We start from the raw sequence: 17,257 nt of genomic DNA, 5'->3' as shown, positions 1-17,257 counted from the left end.
GCCCGCCCGCCGTCGCTGATGACAGGATCTTCCCGTCGCTCATCCCGGTCAGCCCTTGTCATGGTTGATGACTCCCCGGGCTTTGATCAGCGGGTGTGGGCGGCCGTGGCCCTGGTGCCCGCCGGCCGGCTCGCCACCTACGGCCAGATCGCCGAGTGGATCGGTGCCTACGGCTGCGCCCGCCAGGTGGGTTGGGCCCTGCGCCGCCTGTCGCTGCCCTCTGAGGTGCCCTGGCACCGGATCGTCAATGCCCGCGGCTGCATCAGCCTCAGCCTCTCCCGCCAAGGCAGCGACTGGATGCAGCGGGAGCTGCTGATCAACGAAGGCATTCCTGTGGATGAACAGGGCCGTCTGCCCCTGCGGCGCTATCTCTGGAGGCCGCCGCCCCTCGCCGTTTGAGCGCCACCTCAGCTGCCCCCGCCCCGCCGTCTCCAGATCCCGCCGCCATCGGACTCGACGCCCGGCGCGTGGCCTGGCGGGTGCTGCAGGCCGTGGCCGCCGGCGCCTACACCGACCTGGCCCTGGAGCGGGAGCTGCGCCGCTCCCCCCTGGCCGCCGCCGATCGCGGCCTGGCCACGGAGCTGGCCTGCGGCGCCATCCGCCAGCGGGCCCTGCTGGATGGCTGGATCGATGCCCTAGGCAAGGTGAGCGCCGAGCGCCAGCCGCCGCCGCTCCGCTGGCTGCTGCACCTCGGCCTTTACCAGCTGCTGTTCACCGCCCGGGTGCCCCCCTCGGCGGCGGTGAGCACCACCGTTGAAATCGCCAAGCGCGATGGTCTCGCCCGCCTGGCGCCGGTGGTCAATGGCCTGCTGCGGGCCTGCCTGCGGCGCCGCCAACCCCTGGCGGCGGGCGCCGCCCCCTGGGAGCCGCTGCCGCTGCCCGTCGATCCCGTCGCCTCACTGGCCCTGCGCGGCTCCCTGCCCGCCTGGCTGGCCGCCGGCCTGCTGGAGTGGCTGCCCCAGGAGGGGGCCGAGGCCTTTGCTGTGGCGGCCAACCAGCCCCCCGCCCTGGATCTGCGCGTGAACCGCCTGCGCGCCAGCCGCGAGGGGGTGATCGAGGCCCTCGCCGCCGCCGGCATCAGCGCCACAGCGCTGCCGGACCTGCCCTGGGCCCTCAGCCTCACCGGCCGCAGCGGTGATCTGCGCGCCCTGCCCGGCTACGCCGAAGGTCACTGGAGCGTGCAGGACCGCACCGCCCAATCGATCGCCCCCCTGCTCGATCCCCAGCCCGGCGAGCGCCTGCTCGATGCCTGTGCCGCCCCCGGTGGCAAGAGCACCCATCTGGCGGAGCTGATCGGGGATGCCGGCAGCGTGCTGGCGGTGGATCGCTCCGAAGGCCGCCTGCGCCGTCTGCGCGACAACGCCCAGCGCCTGGGGCTGCAGGCCATCGAGCCCCTCACCGCCGATGCCGCTATCCCTGGCGCCCTCGCCGGCGCCACCGCTGGCCCGCCCTTTGATCGCATCCTGCTGGATGCCCCCTGCTCGGGCCTTGGCACCCTGGCCCGCCACCCCGATGCCCGCTGGCGCATCAACCCGTCCAGCATCACGGAGCTGGTGGCCCTGCAGCGCTCCCTGCTGGAGGCGATGCTGCCGCTGCTGGCCCCAGGTGGCCGCCTGGTGTATGCCACCTGCACCGTGCACCCCAGCGAGAACAGCGCCCTGATCGCGGCTGTTCTGGCGCAGCATCCGGGCTGGCGGTTGTTATCGCAGCAGCAGCACTGGCCGGCCGCCCACAGCGGTGATGGCTTCTATGCGGCGGTGCTGCAAGCCCCCACCTGACCCTGGCGGGAACCGCGCGGCTCAGGGAACGGGCGGCGGTGCCACCGGTGGTGGGGGAGTCAGAGGCGGCGGGGCCACCGGGAACGAGGGATTCACCTGTGGTGGAGGCGCCACCGGGGCTCGTGCCGGTTGGGGGGGAGCCGGCCGGCGCGGGGGAGGCTCAGGGCGGCTGCCACCGCCACGGGGAGGAGCGCTTGGGGGCGGCAGATCGGGCAGATCGGGCAGATCGGGCAGATCGGGCAGCGGAGGCAGATCCTGTCCGCGATCGCTCGGGGGCGGCTCCTGCGATGGCTCCGGCCGGTTGCGGTCTTCGCCAGGGTTGGGGAGGGTGCTCGGTCGCCCTGGTTGAACGGTGGTGTTGGCCTGCTTGGTGGGCTTGAAGGTGCCGGTGAGAACCGGTTTGGGCGGGAACTGACGCACCGGCAGATCCTTCACCACCACCGCCATGTAGCGCCCCCAGGCGGCGGCGGCGGCACCGCTGTCGCTGCCGGTTTTGCGGTTGTTGTCGTAACCCAGCCAGACGCCGGTGGTGAGCTGGGGAATGCCGCCGATGAACCAGAGGTCCCGTGCCCCCTCCGAGGTGCCCGTTTTCCCTGCCACCGGCCGGTTGGCCAGGGAGGCGGCACCGCCGGTGCCGCCGCTCACCACCCGCTGCAGCATCCAGACCATGGCATCGGCGATGGCACTGTCCACCACGCGACGACCCTTGTCTCCATCCACACGCCGGCTCCAGAGCAGCTCGCCATTCGGCCCGCTGATCTCCTCGAATGGCGTGGCCGGTACAAACACCCCGCGGTTGATCACCCCCGCATAGGCCGTGGTCATGTCCAGCACCGTCTGCTCGTAGGCGCCGAGGGCCATGGGGTAGAAGCGCCCCAGCTCCCGCGTGATCCCCAGGCTGCGGGCCATGGCGATCACCTTGTCGAAGCCCACCTGCTGCAGCAGGCTCACCGCCACGATGTTGAGCGAGTTCTGCAGGGCTGTGGCCAGCGACACCCGCCCCAGGTAGCGATCACCAAAGTTTTTGGGGCAGTAGCCCGCGAAGCAGCGCTTGGCATCCAGGACTGTGTCTTCTGGCTTCATGCCGGCCTTCAGGGCGGCCAGATAGACAAAAAGCTTGAAGGTGGAGCCGGGGGAGCGCAGGGCCTGGGTGGCGCGGTTGAACTGGCTCTTGCTGTAGTCCTTGCCGCCGACCATCGTCCGCACCAGACCGGTGCCAGGCTCCACCGTCACCAGGGCCCCCTCCAGCCCGCCGGAGGCGCTGGCGGCGATCACCTTCTGGCCCTCGTCCTGCCAGGCCTGATTGAGGCTGCTGCGGATCGTCAGACCACCCACTTCCAGCTGCTCCGCGCTCAGCACCTTCGGTAGCTCCTGCGCCACCCAACCGGTGAAGTAGGGAGCGCGGCTGTTCCAGAACTTCGGCAGGGCGGGTTTGAGCTGCAGCGGCGAGGCCTTGGCGTCAGCCAGCTCCCCGGAATCGATGAACCCGGCCTGGGCCATGCGCTCCAGCACGATGCCGCGCCGCTGCAGCGCCAGCTCCGGGTTCACCAGCGGTGAATAGACCGAAGGGGCCGGCGGCAACCCTGCGATCAGAGCCGCTTCCGGCACGGTCAGCTGGTCAGGGGTCTTGGAGAAGTAGATCCAGGCGGCATCGGCCACGCCGTAGGCGCTGGAGCCCAGGTACACGTAATTGAGGTATTGCTCAAGGATCTGCTGCTTGCTCAGCTGGCGCTCGAGCTTTCCGGCCAGGGCCGCTTCCTTGAGTTTGCGGATCAGCGTGCGGTCCTGGCTGAGGAACACCGTGCGCGCCAGCTGCTGGGTGATCGTGCTCGCCCCCTCCTCCACCGAGCCCCGGCTGAGGTTGCGCACCATGGCCCGGGCGATGCCGGTGGGATCCACGCCGCTGTGCTGATAGAAGCGGCGGTCTTCGGCGGCCACGAAGGCCTCTTTCACCAGCTCCGGCATCTCGCCGCTTGCCACTTTTTCGCGGGTGGCCGGGCCCAGCTTCTGGAGCACTTCCCCGTCGGCGGAGAGGATCGTCACCGTGCCTGGTCGGTTGAAGGTGGTGATCCGGCGGGCATCCGGCAGCAGGCTGTCCACCCCCTTCACCAGGGTGTTGACTCCAAGGGCTGCTCCCCCTCCCGCGGCCAGGGCGACGCCCACGACCAGCAGCAACCGCAGCCGGCGTTTGCTCACAGCGCCCTCACATGCCCACGGTCAGGCTGCTGTGACCGATCGCCAGCGCCGTGACCAGCATGCCCAGCACCAGGAAGGGCTGAGCACTCGCTTGGTACTTCACATCAAAGGCCACCGGATCGCGCAGCAGCCAGATGTCCTGGAAGGTGATCTGGGGAATGATCAGCAGCACCAGCAGCACCGCCGCGAAGTTCTGGCCGATGGCGATCAGCACGGCCACCATCGCCAGCTGAAACAGGTCGATCATGCCGGCACTGATCCAGCTGGCTCTCTGGATCCCGAACACCACCGGCAGGCTCTGCAGCCCCAGGGCCCGATCGCCTTCCACGCTCTTGAAATCATTGACCACGGCGATGCCCAGGCCCGCCAGGCTGTAGGCCAGGGTGAGCAGGGCGGTGATCCAGGTGAGCTGGCCGAACAGGGCCTGACCGGCCCACCAGGGCAGGGCGATGTAGCTGGCGCCGAGGGCGTAGTTGCCCAGCCAGCCGTTCTGCTTCAGCTTCAGCGGCGGTGCTGAATAGATGAAGCTCACGAACGACCCCCCCAGGGCCAGCAGCAGCAGCACCGGTGTGCTGTGGCCCGCCCAGAGGTCGAGCCCCCAGGCCACCGCCAGGCCGGCGATCAGCAGCACCCAGATCTGCACCTTCACCTGGGGCAGGGAGATGGCACCGGAGGGGATCGGTCGATACGGCTCGTTGATCGCGTCGATCTCGCGGTCGTAGTAGTCGTTGATGGTCTGGGTGTAGCCGGCCAGCAGCGGACCACTCATCACCATGCAGGCCAGTGAGGCGCCCACCTGGGGCAGGGTCCATTGGAAGTTGCCGGACGCCGCAGCCCCGCAGATCACGCCCCAGATCAGAGGGATCCAGGTGACAGGCTTCATCAGCTGCAGGCGCAGCTTCCAGATGGAGGAGGTGCCGCTGGCACCCTTCATGCCAAGCAGCTGACGGGCGCCGCCGCCGCTGGTGCTGGGGTCGGGAGCGTCGCTCAAATTCAGACTGCGGCGATTTCGTCGTCGAAGAACCAGCCGGTGCTGCCGTTCGCCAGTTCCACCACCACACCGATGCCGCTGCCGTCGGTCATCTTGAAGTCGCGAACGGTGCCGATGGCATCGCTCTGCAGCGTTTCGACCAGTTCAGCTGGAATCTGATCACGCACCCGCGTGATCCGCACCTTCGAACCGATCGTTACGGCGCTCGAGGGGCCTGAGGTGGCAGCCTGGGACATGACCGGCGCGACTGGATCGGGTAGCGCAACCTTAACAGCGAGACCATGGTGGCCAGGCGCATCATTCCCTGCCTCGACGTGGCCGACGGCCGGGTGGTCAAGGGGGTCAATTTCGTTGGCCTGCGTGATGCCGGTGATCCCGTGGAGCTCGCCTGCCGCTACGACGCCGCCGGCGCCGATGAGCTGGTCTTCCTCGACATCGCCGCCAGCCACCAGGGGCGCGGCACCCTGGTGCACCTGGTGCGTCGCACCGCCGAGGCCGTCACCATCCCCTTCACCGTGGGCGGCGGCATCAGTGCCGTGGAGGGTGTCACCGAGCTGCTGCGGGCCGGTGCCGACAAGGTGAGCCTCAACTCTTCGGCGGTGGCGCGGCCGGAGCTGATCGGTGAGGGTGCCCGCCGCTTCGGCTGCCAGTGCATCGTCGTGGCCATCGACGCCCGCCGCCGCGCCGATGGTTCCGGCTGGGACGTGTTCGTCAAAGGAGGCCGCCAGAACACCGGCCTCGATGCCGTGGCCTGGGCCAAGCAGGCGGTGGCCCTCGGTTGCGGCGAGATCCTGCTCACCTCCATGGATGGCGACGGCACCCAGGCCGGCTACGACCTGGAGCTCACCCGCGCCGTGGCCGAGGCGGTGGAGGTGCCCGTGATCGCCTCCGGCGGTGCCGGCAGCATCGACCACATCGCCGCCGCCCTCGGCCAGGGCCAGGCTTCAGCGGCGCTGCTGGCCTCCCTGCTCCACGACGGTGTGCTGACGGTGCAGGCCATCAAGGCGGATCTGCTGGCGCGGGGCCTGGAGCTGCGGCCCCTGGAGGCTGAATCGTTGCTCGCGGCCTGAGGGTTGCTGGCAGGCCGATGGTTGCCTGGGGCCGGCCCCTGATCGCGACAGTTCGCAACGGCTCGTTACATTGATTGCCAGGCCTTCATCGGGCTTCCCACCGCTCTCCCCCGCCGTGCCGGCCCTGCAGCCGCCTCTCTCCACTGCCCTTGGCCTGTTGATGGTGGTTTTCGTGGTGGCGCTGGTGGCCTGGGCCCTGCAGCTGATGCAGGCCGCCAACGACCGCCGCGAGTTCTCGTTGATGCTGGCCGGCTGCATGGTCTGCTCCGCTGCCGTGGGCCTGGCCACCGTGATGGTGCTCACCCTCACCGGCCCCAATCGCATCGCCAGCCGCGCCCTCTGGTTGCCCCAGCCGATCGAGGAACCGGGCGTGAGCCTCGATGCGATCAACCTGCCCTGGGAGGGCTCCCTCGATTGTCTGGTGGATCCCACTCGCTGCCCCGACCTGCGATTGTCCTGAGCGTTCCCCGCTCCCTTCCCGCCGTTGAAGCCCGGTGATCCCCAGGCGGTGCGTGAGCTGTTCGAGGCCATCGCCCCCCGCTACGACCAGCTCAACGACTGGCTCTCCTTCGGCCTGCACCGCCTCTGGAAGCGCCAGGCGGTCCTGTGGTTGCGGCCCCGGCCGGGCCAGCGCCTGATCGATCTCTGCTGCGGCACCGGTGATCTGGCCCTGGTGCTGGCTGCAAAGGTGCGACCCGGCGGCCAGGTGCTCGGCCTCGATGCCGCCGCGGCTCCCCTGCAGGTGGCGGCGGCCCGCGCCGCCCGCCAGCCCTGGCTGCCGCTGCAGTGGCGCCAGGGGGATGCCCTTTCCACCGGGCTGCCGTCCCAGTCGTTCGATGCGGCGGTGATGGCCTACGGGCTGCGCAACCTGGCTGATCCGGCTGAGGGGCTGAGGGAGTTGCACCGCCTGCTGCGCCCCGGCGGCCGGGCGGCGGTGCTGGATTTCAACCGCCCCGACCCCAGCGCTCCGGCCGGTGCGCTGGCTGCGTCCTTCCAGCGCCTCTACCTGCGCCGGCTGGTGGTGCCCACCGCCCGACTGTTCGATCTGCCCGAGCAATACGCCTATCTGGAAGCCAGCTTGGAGCGCTTCCCCACCGGCGCCGAGCAGGAGCAGCTGGCGCGCCGGGCGGGCTTCGGCTGGGCGCGCCACCGGACACTGGCCGTCGGCCAGATGGGTCTGCTGCAGCTGCTGGCCTGAGGGCAGTGGCCCACGGCGCCGTCAGCTGGAACTGCCACACGGGAGAATGCCCGCCGACGGTGGCGACTCCTCCTCCCCCATGCATTTTCAGGACATCATCGCCACCTTGAACAGCTTCTGGGCTCACCAGGGCTGCCTGCTGCTGCAGCCCTACGACACCGAAAAGGGCGCCGGCACGATGAGTCCGCACACGGTGCTGCGGGCGATCGGCCCCGAGCCCTGGGCCGTGGCCTATCCCGAACCCTGCCGCCGCCCCAGCGACGGCCGCTACGGCGACAACCCCAACCGCGCCCAGCACTACTTCCAGTACCAGGTGCTGATCAAGCCCTCTCCCGACGGCATTCAGGAGACCTACCTGGCCTCGCTCGAAGCCCTGGGCATCCGCCAGCGTGATCACGACATCCGTTTCGTCGAAGACAACTGGGAATCGCCCACCCTCGGCGCCTGGGGGGTGGGCTGGGAGGTGTGGCTCGACGGCATGGAGGTCACCCAGTTCACCTATTTCCAGCAGTGCGGCGGCCTCGACTGCCGGCCGGTGTCGATCGAGATCACCTACGGCCTCGAGCGCCTGGCCATGTATCTCCAGGACGTGGAGAGCATCTGGGACCTGAGCTGGAACGGCGAGCGCAGCTACGGCGATCTCTGGCTGGCCTCCGAGAAGGGCCACTGCACCTACAACTTCGAGGCCTCCAACCCGGAGCGCCTGCAGCAGCTCTTCGCCCTCTACGAAGCGGAAGCCGCTGATCTGGTGCAGGCGGGCCTGCCGGCGCCGGCCCTCGATTACGTGCTCAAGTGCAGCCACACCTTCAATCTGCTGGAGGCCCGCGGCGTGATCTCCGTGACCGAGCGCACCGCCACCATCGGCCGCATCCGCCATCTGGCGCGGCAGGTGGCTGAGGCCTGGCTGGAGGAGCGCCGCGCCCTGGGCTTTCCCCTGCTGGCGGCGCCCCTCGGGTGAAACGCACCCTGCTGGCGGCGGTGTTGATCGCCGGCAGCTTCCAGGCGGGCCGGCTCACCGAACGGGCGATCTGGCCCTGCCGGCTGCGGCCGCTGGCGGCCCTGATGGCGCCTTTGCTGGGTCAGGAGTTGCCCAGCCCCCAGCTCTGTGAGCTGATGCTCCACCTGCCCGGCTGACGACCAGGGGCCCCTGAGGGGGGAACCCTGGCGGGGTTGGTGGTGGTTCCATGCCCTTTCTGGTGGTGTCGTTGGCCCTGGCGGGGCTGGCCCTGGGCACCGTGCCCCTGGCCGCCGCGCCCCGCCTGGCTCTGCTGCTGCTGCTGGGCGCCGCCGGCTGGTGGCGGGCACGGCGGCTGGGGGCACGGCCGCTGCCGGCGCTGACGCTGCTGCTGATCGCCCCGTCGCTGCTGCTCTGGGCGCTCTGGCGTCAGCCCCAGCCTGGCCCCCTGGATCCGGTGCGGCAGCTGCAGGGCGCGGGCGGGCAGGAGCTGGTGCTGCGCGGTGAGCTCAGCCGTGATCCCCGCCTGCGCGGCGATGCGGGGGGCTGCTCGGTGCCCCTGCGCACGGCGGGCGGCACCACGGAGCTGTTGATGGAGCCCTGCCCGCCCCTGCGCCAGGGCTGGCTGGTGGAGGCCCGCGGAACCCTGCGGCGGCCGGCCACAGGGCCCCATCCGCTGCTGAGTGGTGCGGCGGAGCGGCTGGCCCGCCGCGGCATCTGGAGCCAGCTGCGCCTGGCGGCCAGCACCGACCTGACGGTGCTGGCGCGCCCGGCCACCCCCATCGCCGACCTGCGCCGCCGCATGGCCGCCAGCCTGATCCAGCAGGGCGGCGAGCGCCGGGGAGGAATCCTGGCGGCCCTCGTGCTCGGCAGTGCCGTGGTGCCCCTGCCGGCGGATGTGGGCGCCAGCTTCCGCGCCGCCGGGCTCTCCCATGCCCTGGCCGCCTCCGGCTTCCACCTCTCGGTGCTGCTCGGTGCCGTGATGGCCCTGGGGCGGCGGCTGCCGCGACTGCCCCGCTGCGGCCTGGCCCTGGGGGCGATGCTGCTGTTCCTGCTGCTGGCGGGCCCCCAGCCCTCGGTGGTGCGGGCGGTGCTGATGGGTGGCGTGGCCTTCGCGGTGCTGGAGAGCGGTGGCCGCAGCCGGCCCCTGGGGGTGCTGCTGCTGAGCGTGTTGCTGATGCTGCTGGTGCAGCCCTGGTGGCTCCAGGACGTGGGCTTCCAGCTCTCGGTGGCGGCCACCGCCGGGCTGATCCTCACCGCCCGCCCCCTGGAGTCGACCCTGGCGGGGCGTTTGCCGGGCTGGGCGGCGGCGGGGCTGGCGGTGCCGGTGGCCGCCTCGCTCTGGACCCTGCCGCTGCAGTTGCACCACTTCGGCATCGTGCCCCTCTATGCGGTGCCGGCCAATCTGCTGGTGGCGCCGCTGCTCAGCCCGCTCACCCTCGGTGCCATGGCGCTGGCCCTCTCGACGGTGCTGCTGCCGCCGCTGGTGCCCCTGCTGGCCTGGCCGCTGCTGCCCCTGAGCGGTCTGCTGCTGGCGATCACCCGCACCATCGCGGCCCTGCCCATGGCCCAGTGGCAGCTGGGGCGGCCCGTCCCTCTGCTGGTGCTGCTCTTCGGTCTCTCGCTGCTGCCCTGGTTGTTGCCGGGCACGGGGGCCTGGCCGCGGCGGCTGGGGGCGGCGGGGCTGGCGCTGGTGCTGGCCCTGCACCTGGCCCTGCTGAGCGGCGATGCGCTGCTGCTGGTGCACCGCTGGAGCGGCGATCTGCTGGTGGCTCGCCACGGGGGCCGCGGTGGGCTGGTCAGTGGCAAGGGCGATGGCCTCAGCTGCTCCGATGCCCGCAGGCTCGCGAGCGGCCTGGGCCTGGAGCGTTACGACTGGATCACCCTGCTCGATCCGGTCGCCCCGGATGATCCGGCCTGCTGGAGCGCCCAGACTTCCTTGCTGGTTTCCAGCAGCGATGGCCGGAGCAGCCTGCAGCCGGGCCAGCGCCTGGAAAGCCCCGGCCTCAGCCTTGCTCCCCTCAGCGGCGACAGCCAGGCCCTGGCCCTCGGCATCGGCCGCCACCGCTGGTGGCTGCTGCCCGACCCCCAGTCGCTTGAGGCCTGGAGCCACCAGGGCCCAACCCACCGTGAACCGGTGGGGGGGATCTGGCTGGGCTTCTCCCCCAGCCGCCGGCAGCAGGAGATCCTCAAGGCTTCTGCGCCCCGGCGGGTGTGGCTCAGCGGTGGTCCACCCCCCGGGTTGCCCCCGGGCTGGAGCGCCAGCGGTACCAATGGTTCGCTGCAGGGGGCTGCCGGCTAGGGATTCCCGCCATCGGCTCGCTTCGGCTGCAGGATCCAGTAGGTCAAGACTTTCAGTCGGTCGTTGATCAGGAACCAGGCCAGGGCATAACCCCAGACAAATAGGGCCCAACCCCATCCCAGCGGGGGCATGAACCACCCGTAGACCGCGATCAAGGTCGCCAGCAGTTGCGTTCCGCAGACCGCCAACAGCAGAACCCGTGATGGCCGTATCGACCAGAAGGGCCCACGGGTCCGTGTCAGGAAGATGGTCAGATGGCCTGCCACGGAGAGCTTCAGATACATCAATGTCTGAATATGAGAGCGGTCCAGCTGGAAGATGCGTTCTCCGAGAAGAAACAAGCCAAATGCTGAGATAACTCCGATGACGCCCAGTACGCCGGCAACTCCCATTACGACACGCATGTTCCAGCGCTCTGGTTCGTTGTTATAATGCACATTGTCATAAGCGATTGATAGGATGGCGCCATCATTGAGCAGCGCCAGCATCACGATCATGGCCGCTGTCACCGGGTAGAAGTTGAAGGCCAGAATCGACCCTGCCATGAACAGTAAGACGCGCAGCGTTTCAGCTATGCGATAGATCGCATAGCTGTTCATTCGTTGGAAGATTTTGCGACTTGTCTTGATCGCATGAATGATCACGGATAGACCCGGCTCCATCAAGACGATGGAGGCCGCGCTACGCGCCGCATCCGTTGCCTCCGCAACGGCGATGCCGCAGTCTGCCTTTTTCAGCGCTGGAGCATCATTGACCCCATCCCCGGTCATGCCGACGATGTGGCCGTGCCGCTGGAGGACATCCACAATCTGATACTTGTGCTCAGGAAACACCTGGGCAAAGCCATCCGCCTTCTCGATGGACTCCGCCAACAGCTCCGACGGCTGGGTCGTCGTGGTCCCGAAGCCACTGGCATCGAGGATCAAAGAGCCCATCCCCAGTTTCTTGGCTGTTTCCTGAGCGATCGGTAATTGATCACCTGTCACCATCTTGACCTTCACGCCCATCTCGCGAGCTGTTGCGATGGTCGTTTTGGCTTCCTCGCGGGGAGGATCAAACAGGGGCAAGACACCAAGAAACTGCCAGTGGTCTTCTGCATCCATGCGGGCCACTCCCAGGGAGCGAAAGCCCCGGGCAGCAAACCCGTTGATCGCGCTCTCGACGGCGGTCTTCACCTGGGCACCATTGGCCGACAACGCCACAATCACTTGCGGAGCACCCTTAGTGACCTTGAAGTCCAGTCCGTCCAGTCCCCTGACGGTGGCTTCGGTTCGCTTATGCACCGGGTCAAAGGGCTGGAAATGAACCACTTGGTAGCCATCAAGGCTCTGGCCATCACTCAGGCCGTCAAGCACAGCCCGGTCGATCGGATCCTTGTTGTCAGCTCGCGACGCCAGGGCTGCAGCAAAGATCACCCGACCCTGACCACTGTCATCGCCCGATGAATCCACGCTGAAGGGATCGCCAAGTGTCAGAGTGTTTTGGGTCAGTGTGCCGGTTTTGTCCGAGCAGAGCACATCCACTCCAGCCAATTCCTCGATCGCCGCCAACCGCGTCACGATGGCCCCTTTTCTCGTCAACTGGCGTGCCCCCACAGCCATGGTCACTGAGAGCACCGTGGGCATCGCCACGGGAATCGCGGCAACGGTCAACACCAGGGCAAACTGAAGAGTGGTGAGCAGGGGGTCGCCGCGCAGCAGCGCCACGGCAATGATCACCGTGACTAACGCAAGCGCCAGGAGGATCAGCACATTTCCGATCTTCAGAACGGCTTGTTGGAAATGGCTGACGCTGTGAGCAACCTGCACCAACTCCGCTGTTTTGCCGAAGAACGTGTTCGCGCCTGTGGCATAGACCATCGCATCGATCTCACCCCGGCGAATGATCGATCCCGAGAACAGTGCTTCACCGCATCGGCGCGTGGCCGGCAACGATTCACCCGTCAGGGCCGACTGATCCACTTGCAGCGGATCACCATCCAGCAGCCGCGCATCCGCCGGCACGATGTCACCGAGGCGGACATGGATCACGTCGCCGGGCACCAGTTCGCGTGACTCCACAGTGGTCCACTGGCCATCGCGTTTGACCTGTGCCTTCATGGCTAGCTTGGCTTTCAGTGCAGCGATGGCATTGCCAGCCTGGTGCTCTTCCCAGAAACCAACCACGGCGTTGGCAAGCAGCAGCACCAGGATGATGGCGAAGTCGGGCCAATGCTGGGCCAGCGCAGAAAGAATTACGGCTGCTTCAATCATCCAGGGAATTGGACCCCAGAAATAGGTAAAAAACTTCAGAATCTGATTCGTCTTCTTGTCGGCAAGCTCGTTTCTGCCATACTCTGTCAAGCGCCGCACAGCCTCACTCTGGCTGAGCCCTTCCGCTGAAGACTTCAGCTTGTCCTGCAGTTGCTGAATGTTCAGATCGTCCAATATCCCATTCAGCCCAGGGCGTTGATCTGCTGGATTCATGGTCCTTCCCTGGGGCTACGGCAGCAGCGTCCCACAGCATCCTCAGGTGCTGTGGGACGCTGCTGCCTGGATGATGGCTGTGGCGGAGGATTCGACCTCCCGTGCCACCTCCGCCAGGTCTGGTTCCGAGGAGAGGTTGAGCAACATGCCCTCGGGCCGGATCATGCCGATCCGGGTCTGGCCAGCCTCGGTATAGACGGAGATCCGGCAGGGCAGGGCCATAGTCAGCTTCATGTCGGTCATCAGCACCTTGGCGGCTTGCTTCGGGTTGCAGACCTCAAAGACTCGACAGTTATCGGAGAAGTTGATGCCCTTGCTTCGCAGGCTCTCGCCAAGATCAAGCACCGTCAGAACGCCGAACCCATGGGCTGCTACAGCGACTTGAAGATCGTTGCTTGCCTGCTCGAACGATTTCTCTGTGTCAACAACGAAGTATGGACTCATGGGATCAGATTCATCGAATGATCAGAGTCGACGCCCGCTGATCATGCGTACCAAGATAGCACTCAGTGTACTGATCAGCAGGAGGGTTGGAGGAATGTGATTCAGCTGAGATCATCTGCCACCTATCCGGCGGCATCACGAATATCCTTGGCGACCGATTGTGCGCCTTTCTTCAAGCTCTCTGCTGTGTTCATGGCAGAAGCTTGAACCTGCTTGGCCTTGCCTTCTGCGTCTTTGGAGGCGGCGTCCATTTTGCTTGACATGGTGGCGAATGCGATGGGGTGAGGAAGAGGTGTGATGGCCATGGCTGGGCCAGTCAATGGAATCAGCATGGTGAAGCGCATGACGGCCAGCGCCATCAGCGAGGCAATCGACATGTTTGGGTGAAAGTTCGTGGCATCTGTACCGGCACCTCTCTGAGTCAAGGCTAGTCACGCGTTCAGATAGGGAATCTGGGTGATTGTCCGTTTGCGTTTTTCACGTCTTCGCCCTGCGGATTGGCCTATCGTCACTGGGCATGTCCTTGCAATAACGATTCATGAAGATTTCCCGTCATGCTGTGGCTGGCTTCTGCCGGGCCTTTGTTCGCTTGCCCGACCGTTGGGACGCGGGTGTCATCTCCACGTCCACCTGCAACCGTCACTCGTCCCGCCCATATCGACGCTGATCGTCTGGCCGCTGAGATCTTCGGGTCTCCAGGCTTCGGCCCCGACCGGCGGCTCCGTAAAGTGGCGGTTGGCTGAACCCTCGATGTCCGCGGGCACCGGTGGTTGACCCTGGAGAGGTGGCTGAGTGGTCGAAAGCGAACGACTCGAAATCGTTTGAAGGGAAACCTTCCGTGGGTTCGAATCCCACCCTCTCCGTTTCTGGCACATCCCCGGAGAGCCCAGGCTGATCCCGGCCTTGCTGGAGCTCTGGATCGCTACGGACTACAGCTGAAGATCCACGGCCCTGCTGACGGGTTGATTCGTCGCTGCTTCTACGGCTGTCAGCATGGGTCGAGACCGGTCGTTGAGGGGGTCCCGATGGGATGGTCCAAGGTGGTGATGGCGCTGGCTCTGGTGCCGCTCGGCTGGTGGCCATGGGCTTCGGCCCAGGCCGGAGTGATCGAGGGCACGGCGAGCTATCGCGAACGTATTGCCCTGCCGGCTGGCGCCAGCCTCAAGGTGGAACTGCAGGACGTGTCGCGTGCCGATGCCGCCGCTGAGGTGCTGGCTCGCACGGTCGTGTCGCCTGCGGGACAGGTGCCCCTGCCCTTTGCTCTCACCTATGACGATGCCGCCATTCGGCCCGGACGCCGCTACACCGTGAGGGCCACCATCCACCATCAGGGCCGGTTGCTGTTCACGACGGATCAGATGGTGCCGGTGCTCACCGGTGCCGGCAGCACCGGTCCTCTGCAGCTCCAGCTCGTGGCCGTTCCGGCCCCTCGCCTCAGCTCGCTGCCCGCCGGCTTCTCACTGCCCGCCAGCTATCGGGGTGATCTGCCCGGTGCGGGCGGACCGATCCGCTGGCAGCTCGATCTGCTCTCCGGCTCCCGCTACCAGCTGCGGCTCACCGATCTGAACCAGGCGGAACCCAACCGCTTCGACGACATCGGCCTCTGGAGGCTGGAGCGCGGCAGTGGCCGCCTGGTGCTGCGCGGTGGACGCGAGGCGCCGGTGTTCCTGCAGGTGGTGGATGGGGGCAGAGCGCTGCGCAAACTGGATCTCAAGGGTGAGCCGATCCGCTCGAACCACAACGACCGGATCACGCGCCTGAGTCAGCCCGAGCCGATTGAGCCCCGCCTCTTCCTCAATGGCCTGTTCACCTATCTGGCCGACTCAGCCTCCATCAGCCTCTGCCTCACCGGTCAGCGGCTGCCGGTGGCGATGGAGGCTGACTACAAGGCCTTGGAAGCCCAGTACCTCAGAACCCGGCGCCAACCCGGTGAACCGATGCTGGTGGGCGTGGAGGGCCTGATCACCACCCGGCCGTCGCTGGAGCCCGGTCAGCCTGCCCAGGCCAGCCTGGTGGTGGAGCGGTTCGTGGCGGCCTGGCCGAAGAAGAGCTGCGAGCTGCCGCCGCCACAATCGCCTCAGGGCTGATCCCCAACCCCCGCATCAGCCGGGTTTCAGGGCTGCCCACTCGGTGTGACAGCGCACGTTCACATGGTCGTCATCGTCTCCGGCCTGGATGTCAAAGGCGCCCACGTGAACCTCTCGGGAGGGGGCGGCATCGGCCAGGAGGGAGCCGAGGCTCTGCCTGGTGGTGGACGGGCCGCTTTCCCCTGGCAGGGGTAAGCCGAAAAACTGGTGCAGCTGCTCCACGCTGATGGTCGCGTTAAACGCCAGCAGCAGATTCGCCGGCAGCGAGGGCGGCTCTGGGTCGGGATCGAACAGCCGATCGATCAAGGGCTGAAGACTGGTTCGCATTGCCACAAACACATGGTCGCCAGGTTCCAGCGCTGTGCTCCCTTTCGGCATCACCACGTGCTTGCCGCGCAGGATCAACGTGACCAGCACGCCGTCAGGCAGGGCCAGGTCGCGCAGCTGCCGGCCCGCCACCTGGGCCTTGGCCTTGAGGGTGTAGTCGACGACTTCGCCGTCGATCTGACGCAGGGCGTTGATTTCCATCGACAGCGCCGGAGTGGGATCCGCCGGGCGGCCGATGTGCAGCCAGCGGGCCACCAGCGGCAGTGACCAGCCCTGGCTGATCGCTGAAATCAGCACCACAAAAAACACGGCATCGAAGATCAGCTGGCTCTGTGGAACTCCGGCCAGCAGTGGGAAGATGGCCAGGGTGATCGGTACGGCGCCCTTGAGGCCCACCCAGGAGAGAAAGGTGAGTTCGCGCCGGCGAAAGTGAAAGGGCAGTGTCGTCAGGGCCACCGCCATCGGTCGCGCCACCACGATCAGCACCAGGGCGATCAACAACCCCTGGCCCGCCACCGCCAGCAGCCGGCTGGGAAAACTCAGCAGCCCGAGCATCACGAACAGCACGATCTGGCCCAGCCAGGCGGTGGCGTCGTGGAAGGAGAAGATCCCACGACGAAACACGATCGAACTGCTGCCCAGCACGATGCCGGCGATGTACACCGCCAGAAAGCCACTGCCCCCCAGCACCGCCGCCAGACCAAAGGCCACCAGGCCAAAGGCCACCAGGCCAAAGGCGAGAACCAGCAGCGGATAGAGGCCGGGGTAGTCGAGGTTGATCCGGTTCACAGCCCAGGGGGCCAGCCGGCCCACACCGACCCCCACCAGGCCGCCGATACCGATCTGCATCAGCAGCAGCAGCGCCATCTCCTGGGCTGACTCGGTGGTGCCCGTGATCACACCGATCAAGCTGAGCGTGAGGAAGATCGCCATGGGATCGTTCGAGCCGCTCTCCACCTCGAGGGTGGCCGTGAGCCGCTCCGGCAACTTGAGGCCGCTGGTGCGCAGCACCGAAAACACGGCCGCAGCATCGGTTGAGCCAACGATGCTGCCCAGCAGCAAGCCCTGCAGCAGGGGCATCTGCAGCACCCAGGCCGCCGCCAGTCCCGTGAGCAGTGAGGTGAGCAGCACGCCGATCGTGGAGAGCGCCAGGGCTGGACGCCAGACCAGGCGCACCGCCTCCATCGATGTGCGCAGGCCGCCGTCGAAGAGGATCAGGGCCAGGGCCACGCTGCCGATGCTGCTGGCCAGGCCATAGCTGCCAAAGGAGATGCGGCCCAGGCCCTCCGATCCCGCCAGCATCCCCACGCTGAGAAACAACACCAGCACCGGCACCCCGAGCCGGGCCGAGAACTTGCTTGAGGCGATGCCCAGCAACAGGAGCACGCCGGCCAGCAGCACAGCGGCGTTGATCGACACGATCGGTCTCCCGGCAGAACAGAGC

Annotated in this window: 16 protein-coding genes and 1 tRNA gene; 10 read left to right on the top strand and 7 right to left on the bottom strand. The window is 67.4% G+C overall.

Features of this window, described 5'->3' with window-relative positions:
- The first annotated feature begins 60 nt into the window (after window positions 1–60).
- Together KQ304_RS06385 and KQ304_RS06380 are read left to right on the top strand one after the other, a co-directional pair.
- Entirely contained in the window at window positions 61–399 is a 339-nt protein-coding gene (locus tag KQ304_RS06385) for an MGMT family protein (RefSeq protein WP_259736278.1), read from the top strand.
- The gene (locus KQ304_RS06380) at window positions 396–1,778 is read left to right on the top strand and encodes a 16S rRNA (cytosine(967)-C(5))-methyltransferase (protein ID WP_259736277.1); all 1,383 of its coding nucleotides are present in this window, start codon (window positions 396–398) and stop codon (window positions 1,776–1,778) included. Before KQ304_RS06385 ends, KQ304_RS06380 begins: the two co-directional genes overlap by 4 nt.
- 21 nt (window positions 1,779–1,799) lie before the next feature.
- Here the strand turns inward: KQ304_RS06380 and KQ304_RS06375 are convergent, their stop codons facing one another.
- Genes KQ304_RS06375 through KQ304_RS06365 form a run of 3 tightly spaced genes read right to left on the bottom strand, consistent with a single transcriptional unit; the run spans window position 1,800 to window position 5,201 of the window.
- On the bottom strand, window positions 1,800–3,974 hold the full coding sequence (locus tag KQ304_RS06375) for a transglycosylase domain-containing protein (RefSeq protein WP_259736276.1): 2,175 nt from the start codon (window positions 3,972–3,974) through the stop codon (window positions 1,800–1,802).
- Window positions 3,975–3,981: 7 nt separating this feature from the next.
- Entirely contained in the window at window positions 3,982–4,965 is a 984-nt protein-coding gene (gene chlG, locus KQ304_RS06370) for a chlorophyll synthase ChlG (RefSeq protein ID WP_259736275.1), read from the bottom strand.
- Window positions 4,966–4,967: 2 nt separating this feature from the next.
- Window positions 4,968–5,201 carry a DUF2862 domain-containing protein gene (locus KQ304_RS06365; RefSeq protein WP_259736274.1) on the bottom strand — a complete coding sequence of 78 codons (234 nt, stop codon included), beginning with the start codon at window positions 5,199–5,201 and terminating at the stop codon, window positions 4,968–4,970.
- 45 nt (window positions 5,202–5,246) lie between these two features.
- On the opposite strand from KQ304_RS06365, the gene hisF reads away from it, so the two are divergent.
- The 6 genes from hisF (at window position 5,247) to KQ304_RS06335 (ending at window position 10,490) form a co-directional block, all read left to right on the top strand.
- Window positions 5,247–6,035 carry an imidazole glycerol phosphate synthase subunit HisF gene (gene hisF / locus KQ304_RS06360; protein ID WP_259736273.1) on the top strand — a complete coding sequence of 263 codons (789 nt, stop codon included), beginning with the start codon at window positions 5,247–5,249 and terminating at the stop codon, window positions 6,033–6,035.
- Window positions 6,036–6,150: 115 nt separating this feature from the next.
- Window positions 6,151–6,495 (top strand): hypothetical protein, encoded by a 345-nt coding sequence (locus KQ304_RS06355; protein ID WP_259736272.1) that lies wholly within the window; start codon window positions 6,151–6,153, stop codon window positions 6,493–6,495.
- Between the two features lie 24 nt (window positions 6,496–6,519).
- On the top strand, window positions 6,520–7,233 hold the full coding sequence (ubiE, locus tag KQ304_RS06350) for a bifunctional demethylmenaquinone methyltransferase/2-methoxy-6-polyprenyl-1,4-benzoquinol methylase UbiE (RefSeq protein ID WP_259736271.1): 714 nt from the start codon (window positions 6,520–6,522) through the stop codon (window positions 7,231–7,233).
- Between the two features lie 79 nt (window positions 7,234–7,312).
- Window positions 7,313–8,191, top strand: coding sequence for a glycine--tRNA ligase subunit alpha (glyQ, locus tag KQ304_RS06345; RefSeq protein ID WP_259736270.1), 879 nt, complete (start codon window positions 7,313–7,315; stop codon window positions 8,189–8,191).
- Entirely contained in the window at window positions 8,188–8,367 is a 180-nt protein-coding gene (locus tag KQ304_RS06340) for a hypothetical protein (protein ID WP_259736269.1), read from the top strand. Before glyQ ends, KQ304_RS06340 begins: the two co-directional genes overlap by 4 nt.
- Before the next feature lie 50 nt (window positions 8,368–8,417).
- The gene (locus KQ304_RS06335) at window positions 8,418–10,490 is read left to right on the top strand and encodes a ComEC/Rec2 family competence protein (RefSeq protein ID WP_259736268.1); all 2,073 of its coding nucleotides are present in this window, start codon (window positions 8,418–8,420) and stop codon (window positions 10,488–10,490) included.
- Here the strand turns inward: KQ304_RS06335 and KQ304_RS06330 are convergent.
- From KQ304_RS06330 to KQ304_RS06320, 3 genes are all read right to left on the bottom strand, one after another.
- A complete protein-coding gene (locus tag KQ304_RS06330) occupies window positions 10,487–12,916 on the bottom strand; it encodes a plasma-membrane proton-efflux P-type ATPase (RefSeq protein WP_259736267.1) in 2,430 nt (809 codons plus the stop codon). The genes KQ304_RS06335 and KQ304_RS06330 overlap by 4 nt on opposite strands.
- Before the next feature lie 81 nt (window positions 12,917–12,997).
- On the bottom strand, window positions 12,998–13,399 hold the full coding sequence (locus KQ304_RS06325) for a DUF302 domain-containing protein (protein ID WP_259736266.1): 402 nt from the start codon (window positions 13,397–13,399) through the stop codon (window positions 12,998–13,000).
- 122 nt (window positions 13,400–13,521) lie between these two features.
- Complete coding sequence (locus tag KQ304_RS06320) at window positions 13,522–13,776, bottom strand: CsbD family protein (protein ID WP_259736265.1); 255 nt, start codon at window positions 13,774–13,776, stop codon at window positions 13,522–13,524.
- Window positions 13,777–14,177: 401 nt separating this feature from the next.
- Here KQ304_RS06320 and KQ304_RS06315 point away from each other — a divergent pair.
- Together KQ304_RS06315 and KQ304_RS06310 are read left to right on the top strand one after the other, a co-directional pair.
- Window positions 14,178–14,262 (top strand) — tRNA-Ser (locus KQ304_RS06315).
- 162 nt (window positions 14,263–14,424) lie between these two features.
- A complete protein-coding gene (locus tag KQ304_RS06310; protein WP_259736264.1) occupies window positions 14,425–15,486 on the top strand; it encodes a YbaY family lipoprotein in 1,062 nt (353 codons plus the stop codon).
- Window positions 15,487–15,501: 15 nt separating this feature from the next.
- Here KQ304_RS06310 and KQ304_RS06305 read toward each other — a convergent pair whose 3' ends face one another.
- Window positions 15,502–17,232, bottom strand: coding sequence for a potassium/proton antiporter (locus KQ304_RS06305; protein ID WP_259736263.1), 1,731 nt, complete (start codon window positions 17,230–17,232; stop codon window positions 15,502–15,504).
- Window positions 17,233–17,257: the final 25 nt, after the last annotated feature.

The sequence above is a fragment of the Synechococcus sp. CS-1329 genome (assembly GCF_025128055.1).
GTDB lineage: Bacteria > Cyanobacteriota > Cyanobacteriia > PCC-6307 > Cyanobiaceae > Regnicoccus_A.
Note: the sequence above shows the minus strand (reverse complement) of the source record. Positions and strands in the feature narration are given on the sequence as shown.

Excerpts from the sequence above, each read along its gene's own strand:
- KQ304_RS06385 (WP_259736278.1), top strand. The coding sequence starts at position 61 with ATGGTTGATGACTCCCCGGGCTTTGATCAGCGGGTGTGGGCGGCCGTG.
- KQ304_RS06365 (WP_259736274.1), bottom strand. The coding sequence starts at position 5,201 with ATGTCCCAGGCTGCCACCTCAGGCCCCTCGAGCGCCGTAACGATCGGT.
- hisF (WP_259736273.1), top strand. The coding sequence starts at position 5,247 with ATGGTGGCCAGGCGCATCATTCCCTGCCTCGACGTGGCCGACGGCCGG.
- glyQ (WP_259736270.1), top strand. The coding sequence starts at position 7,313 with ATGCATTTTCAGGACATCATCGCCACCTTGAACAGCTTCTGGGCTCAC.
- KQ304_RS06335 (WP_259736268.1), top strand. The coding sequence starts at position 8,418 with ATGCCCTTTCTGGTGGTGTCGTTGGCCCTGGCGGGGCTGGCCCTGGGC.
- KQ304_RS06325 (WP_259736266.1), bottom strand. The coding sequence starts at position 13,399 with ATGAGTCCATACTTCGTTGTTGACACAGAGAAATCGTTCGAGCAGGCA.
- KQ304_RS06320 (WP_259736265.1), bottom strand. The coding sequence starts at position 13,776 with ATGTCGATTGCCTCGCTGATGGCGCTGGCCGTCATGCGCTTCACCATG.
- KQ304_RS06310 (WP_259736264.1), top strand. The coding sequence starts at position 14,425 with ATGGGATGGTCCAAGGTGGTGATGGCGCTGGCTCTGGTGCCGCTCGGC.